This is a genomic window from Phycicoccus flavus, from assembly GCF_004025965.2.
Lineage (GTDB): Bacteria > Actinomycetota > Actinomycetes > Actinomycetales > Dermatophilaceae > Phycicoccus > Phycicoccus flavus.
The window spans coordinates 1-5,934 of the sequence record NZ_SAYU02000115.1; the positions used below are offsets into that span (position 1 = coordinate 1).

The 5,934-nt window shown below is 68.1% G+C and carries 6 protein-coding genes; 4 read left to right on the plus strand and 2 right to left on the minus strand.

The window, feature by feature from the left end; genetic code table 11:
- A partial coding sequence (locus EPD83_RS19615; protein ID WP_165567039.1) for a hypothetical protein occupies window positions 1-207 on the minus strand: 207 nt, incomplete at its 3' end.
- Window positions 208-1,192: 985 nt separating this feature from the next.
- Between EPD83_RS19615 and EPD83_RS19620 the strand changes: the two genes are divergently transcribed.
- The 3 genes from EPD83_RS19620 to EPD83_RS19630 all read left to right on the plus strand — a co-directional run bounded on the left by EPD83_RS19620 (window position 1,193) and on the right by EPD83_RS19630 (window position 4,897).
- On the plus strand, window positions 1,193-2,959 hold the full coding sequence (locus EPD83_RS19620) for an SIR2 family protein (protein ID WP_128366560.1): 1,767 nt from the start codon (window positions 1,193-1,195) through the stop codon (window positions 2,957-2,959).
- A 209-nt stretch (window positions 2,960-3,168) separates the two neighbouring features.
- Entirely contained in the window at window positions 3,169-3,834 is a 666-nt protein-coding gene (locus tag EPD83_RS19625) for a hypothetical protein (RefSeq protein WP_128366561.1), read from the plus strand.
- Complete coding sequence (locus tag EPD83_RS19630) at window positions 3,794-4,897, plus strand: helix-turn-helix domain-containing protein (protein ID WP_235950721.1); 1,104 nt, start codon at window positions 3,794-3,796, stop codon at window positions 4,895-4,897. Before EPD83_RS19625 ends, EPD83_RS19630 begins: the two co-directional genes overlap by 41 nt.
- Before the next feature lie 194 nt (window positions 4,898-5,091).
- Here EPD83_RS19630 and EPD83_RS21150 read toward each other — a convergent pair whose 3' ends face one another.
- On the minus strand, window positions 5,092-5,280 hold the full coding sequence (locus EPD83_RS21150) for a DUF7668 domain-containing protein (RefSeq protein WP_456107195.1): 189 nt from the start codon (window positions 5,278-5,280) through the stop codon (window positions 5,092-5,094).
- 341 nt (window positions 5,281-5,621) lie between these two features.
- Here EPD83_RS21150 and EPD83_RS20485 point away from each other — a divergent pair.
- Window positions 5,622-5,934: hypothetical protein (locus EPD83_RS20485; protein ID WP_205859633.1), on the plus strand; the 313-nt coding region annotated here is incomplete at its 3' end.

The window sequence follows — 5,934 nt, forward strand, 5'->3', positions numbered from 1 at the left end:
GACGTCATCGAGCGACGCGCTCTGGCCGGCCGGGAGGAGGTGCTGTGCTGCTGACCCGAGGAGGTCCGCCCACAGGGCCAGCGAGTGTGCGGCCCGGTCGGTCTCGGCGCGGCGCATGCCCGCGTCGGATGCCTCGTACAGCAGCGCCACCACGGCTCGCCAGGCCTGTGCCGCGGACGTGGATGTGGACGTGCCGGTGCTGTCCATGGTGTTCCCCTCTCGGTCGGTACGCGCCCATCGAGCCAGGCCGCGGACGGCTGCTCACCGTTGCGGTCGTGATTTGGGGACGACCGGGCGGGTGTCAGCGCCCTGTGGACACTGGTCTCGATCGCCATAAGCGGCGAATGCCGGCCCAAAGGTCACGACGCCACGCGCCGGCGAGATGGGACCGGACTGAGCAAGACGGGAGGGGATTCTGATGGGTCGTCTGATCTGGAGGTGCATGGCGGTGGGCCCGGAGTTGATGGGCAGCGCCGTGCTGACCGTGATGTCTGGTGCTCTGCTGCCGGCGCCCTGAGGGCTCGCGCTGTTCGCGGTAAGCCTGGCCGCCGGAGGTCTGTGCCTGTCGGGCTCGGCGGAGCGGCTGGTTCTGCGAGTGGTGTTTCGCGCGCGTCCTCTTGACGATGTCGACCGGCGCGCCATCGCGCCCGTCCTGGTGCTGCTCTGCCGTCGCCGACTGGGTCCGCCGCTGGTCCAGGTGTGGGTGAGCCCCGGCGACCGTCGCACCGTGGCTGAACCCGTCGGTCGGCGCACCGTCGTGGTCGCCGGGGGCGTCCTCGACGAGCTGGACGAGGGGAGACTGACCCCGGCGCAGGTCGCCACGATGATCGGCCGCCCGGCCGGCTTGGTCCGCGACGGGTGGACTCGCTGCGACCTGGCGATCACGTGTGGTCTCTGCCCTGGCTACTGCTGCGTCACACCGCCCTCTGCCTGACTCGACCATTCATGCGCCTCCCAATCGTCGCGCTGACGTGGCAGCTGAGAGTGGTGGTCGTCGTGATCGCGGTCGTCCAGGCCGTGCAGCAGGGACCTGCAGGACAAGCGGATCTGCTTCCGGCTGGCGAGCGGCCGCTACGCCACGATCGTCCCGACCACGATCGCCGCCGACTCGGTGCAGGTAGCGGTTACGGTCTGGGAGGAGCCCTAGCAGCCAGCGCCCCTTCGACGCGCCCGACCACCCGAGTGAGGACCCATGGCCCCGATCGAGCCGGAGCTGTCGCTGGCGTTCGCGATGCACAGCTCCCCCGGCGCCTACGTGGCCCTCCTCGGCGCGGGCACGTCAGCCGCTGCCGGGATCTACGCGGCGTGGGAGATCCAGCAGGACCTGATCAGCAAGCTCGCAGCCGCTCGAGAACAGGCCCCGGAGGAGCCGTTCGCGTGGTTCCGGGAGACCTACGGGTCCGAGCCGAGCTACGACACCCTCCTCGACGAGCTCACCTCCACCCCACTCGCCCGGCAACAGCTGCTACGCGGCTACTTCGAGCCCGCACCCGAAGACCCGGACAACGCGCGCCAGCCCACCGCGGCGCACCACGCGCTGGCGCGGCTGTGCTCTCAGGGGCACATCCGGGTCGTGCTGACCACGAACTTCGACCACCTCGTCGAGACAGCCCTGCGCGCCGCCGGCATCGAACCGGTCGTTGCCAGCAGCCCCGCTGACCTCCACGGTCTCGCGCCCCTGCACACCATCGGCTGCCTGGTCGTGCACCTGCACGGCGACTACGTCCGCTCCGAGACGATGCTCAACACCCCCGCCGAGCTCGCCACCTACCCCGACGAGGTCAACACCTTCCTCGACCGGCTCTTCGACGACTACGGCCTCGTCATCGCCGGCTGGTCCGCGAAGTACGACCCCGCACTGCGCGAGGCGTGGAGCCGGACACCCAACCGCCGGTTCACCAGCTTCTGGGTCGACCCCTACCCGCTGACGGAGGCCGCCACCGACCTCGCCACCCGCCGAGGCGCCGTCGTCGTCCAGGGCGACGCCGGTGACTTCTTCACCCGGGTCGCCGACGCCGTGGCCAGCATCGCCGCGGCCGGCACCCGACACCCCGCGACCGCGGCGGCCGCCGTGAGCCTGACCAAGCGTCAGCTGGCCACCGAACCCACTCCGATCCGAGCCCACGACCTGCTGCGCGCCGAGCTCGCCAAGGTCGAGCGCTCCGAGACCGTCCACCCCCGCTCCTGGGAATCCCAGGACGTCCAGGCGGAGTACACCCGTCGCCTCCAGGTGCTCCTCGCCGACATCGACACAGCCGCTGCGCTCGTGGCGACCCTGGCGTACTGGGGGTCCGAACAGACAGACCGGTGGTGGACCAACGACATCGAACGTCTCGCGGTCCACCCGCACGTGAGTGGGAAGTCGTACCTGATCCGTCTGGCGATGGCGCCGGCCACCCTGCTGCTCTACACCGCCGGCACCGCGGCCGTGGCCGCCCACCGCTGGGACACCGCCACCCACCTGCTCACCGGCCTGCACGCCACCGACATCTTCAGCGGGACGACGTCGCTGCTGGCCGACATCGCGGCCCCGACCGAGACCCTCGGAGTCCAGCCCGGACGCACTACCTACGACTTCGTCCACCGAATCTGCCTCGAGCATCTCGCCCTCACCCACCCCGCGGTCCAGGACGCGTGGGAGAAGTTCGTCTACCTCGACCTCGTCGCCGCCCAAGTCCGCAAGCACCGCCGCCGCGAGCTCGGCGCGTTCGTCCGCGTCACCGACGTCGACGGCGCCGAGTACGTGCCCGTCCCGAGCGCCTGGCTACGGCGCACCCTCCAGCCCCCGTCGGAGCCGTGGGTCGGCGCCCTCGGCTCGCTCAGCGTCGTCGAGAACGCGAAGGAACAGACAGACGCCGCGCTGAAGCAGCGGGCCGACGAGTTGGCGTGGAAGCAGCTGCCTCATGGCGTCGCAGGAACCCTGCCCTCCGGGACCTGGCTGCCCGGCGACCTGCTCTAGTCGGCTCAGCCACCTGACCGTCGCAAACGCCGGACCCCGATTCTCACGCGGGATCCCCACTCCGGTCACCGGTCACCCTCTGGCTGACCGAATAACTCGCGGAGCGGGCCGGTGCCCGATCCGTTGCCGTGCGCGCGCCGTCGCCCGGTTGCGCCAGACTTCACCACAATCGTGGTAGCTTTACGCGCAACTCTTAGGAAGGGGAGACCATGGCCGCCCAATTCAACTCGCCGGATTCAAGGCCGGATCCCGAGGGGCGTCTCGCCGCCTTCGGCCTGTCGTCGGCTGATGTCCACACCGCGATGCGTCCGGGGGCTTCTCGCGCCAACAACCGCACCGCCCACGCACCCCGTTCTGCTCGCGGCACCGACATCTACCTTGACGGCATGGAGAACCTTTCCCAGATGCTGGCGAGTGCCGGCTGGCGCGAGGTCTACGTCGAGGGACAGCTGCGCCTCCTCCACCCCGATCACCTGATCTCCTTCACGATCGCCTCGGCGACGGGCGTCGGCCAGCTGACCGGGCCCTACCTCCAGCCGCACACCAACCGCAAGGGCAAGTCGACTCGCCAGTCCCTGCACCACGTCGACGACGGCACGATCAGTCTCTTCGAGGACGACGAGGATTTCGTCATTGAGTCCGTGCTGGTCGAAGCGGCCCTGGGTGCCGACCTGTGGTTCCTGCTTCACGAGCGCACCGACCGCGGGCTGCATCTGGAGTTCTCGCGACCGGCCGAGATGTCCAGCAGCGGTATCGTCAACGGTTGGGCCGAGCGCATCCCCCTGCCGTTCCTTGAGCTGGATGGTGACCTGTCGGTCTTCGACCAGCCCGACGATGGCGACGGCGATGTCGACGTTCCCGTCGAGCCTCGCTGACCTCGTCACACGACTGCTCAAGACCCGCGACATGTTCAACGCATCTCGCCTACGCTTGGCGCGCCAACGGCTTGGACTGACGCTCACGAAGCTCGCAGAGCAGAGCGGAGTCTCGCTGCGCTCGCTCACCAACTACGAGAACGACCGGCAGCCGCCCAGCGAAGAAAGCCTGGCCAAGCTCGCCCTAGCGCTGTCAGTGAGTCGCGCGTTCTTCGAGGGTGACTCGATTGAGCCCGTGCCGGTAGCCGCTGCCAGCTTTCGCAAACTCAGCAAGACGACGGCGACCCGCCGTGACGCCGTACTCGCCAACGCCGCACTGACGCTCGCCTTCTTCGATGCCATCGAGCAACGATTCAATCTGCCCGATCCCGACATCCCGTCACTCGACAAACTTGAGCCTGGGCAGGCCGCCGACCTCGTCCGACACCGCTGGAACTTGGGCGACCGCCCGATTCCCAACCTGCTCCACCTCCTGGAGTCGAAGGGCGTGCGCATCGCGGCGCTGCGCCACGAGTACAGCGACATCGACGCCTTCTGCTTCTGGCGCGACGCCGTCCCGTTCGTCTTCCTCAACACCGCTAAGTCGGCCGAGCGCCAGCGCTTCGATGCTGCCCACGAATTAGGCCACTTGGTGCTGCACGGCGAGGACGAGATGGAACCGAGCACTTCAAAAGTGCGCGAGGCCGAAGCCAACGCGTTCGCGGCCAACTTCCTGATGCCCCGCAGCGCCGTGCTGACCCACTCGATGCGCGGCGCCGGCCTAGAGCGGATTCTGGTGGCGCGGTCGTTCTGGAAGGTGTCCGCTATGGCTATGACGCACCGGCTGCACGAGCTGGAACTGCTCACACCGTGGCAGTACCGGTCGATGTGCATCTCCCTGTCCGACCAGGGCTACCGCACCACGGAACCGGGTGGCATCGTGCCGGAGACGTCACAGCTGCTGCGGAAGGTTATGTACGGCCGGGCGGCTCGGCTGACGATCAAGGACGCTGCCAGCGACCTCAATCTAGACGCACGTGACGTACGAGAGTTCGTACACAACCTCGTGCCGATCAGCGCGTAGCGACAGCACCCCGGGTGCGACCACTCCGGGCTCGGTGCCTACAATTGGCTTAGTGCCAACCTGCTCATGAACTACCCGGGCGCCCTTCGCTGTTGTGTTGACCCATGAGAGTTCGATGGTCCTCTGTCACGAATTTCAGAAGGTGCCGCATTCCGCTGCAAGACGGGCGCGCGCAATAGCCCAGTCGTTATCATTTATGGCACGAACACGAAATGGATGACGTACTCAAAGACGTCGTCTCCTTTAAGGACGCCGAGCTCCAGGACCAAGCCGCTGCGCCCCTCCCCCCGTGTCCACAGATCCACCAGGCATTCCCAGTGATCTCCCCACCACAGACATACCGACGTCTCCCAGGTCTCTTCGGGCAACGGCGCTAGAGTCACGTCGCCCTAGTCCCCCAATGATTCGACAATCTGACGTGTCAGCTGCGGTGACGGCGGAGGCGGCGTTGCGTGTGGCGCCGATGATTCCGTTGCACTGCCCAAGAAGAACGGTCCGCACTGAATCCGGGAGCGGGATTCGACGGCCGGTGGCCAAGGCGCAAGGGTCTACCCAGGGCACGTCCACGTCCGATCCGTGGTGCGCGGTCGCGACGTCGTGCGCGCCGCGTGCGGTGACGACCAGACCGAGTTCCTGAAGCGCCCCGCGGACGGCGTGCGCGATCTCTGGGGCGGCTGCCACCGAGCGCTGGAGCGCGCGCATCGTGCCGTCCAGGTTGGTTCGTGTGGCGACGGTCGCGGGGGGTAGCCAGGCTGGCCCGGTCGCGGGTGATCTCGTGCAGGGCCGCGCGCAGCTCGCTTGCGGCCAGAAGCAGCTGCGGGTCTCGTTGCCGGTCTCGGCCCAGGAGCTGGCGCAGGTCCCCACCCAAAGCCCCCCACCGCTTCTCGGCCTCGCTCGTGGTCGTCACCATCCGCTCATAGCTCGACATTACGTCCGACCGGCCTGCCGATACGGCGGCGTAGAAGACGACGGTGATGGCGATCGCAAGCTCGACCTGGACCTGCACGACGGTCTCGATGTCGGCGGTGGTCGGTGCG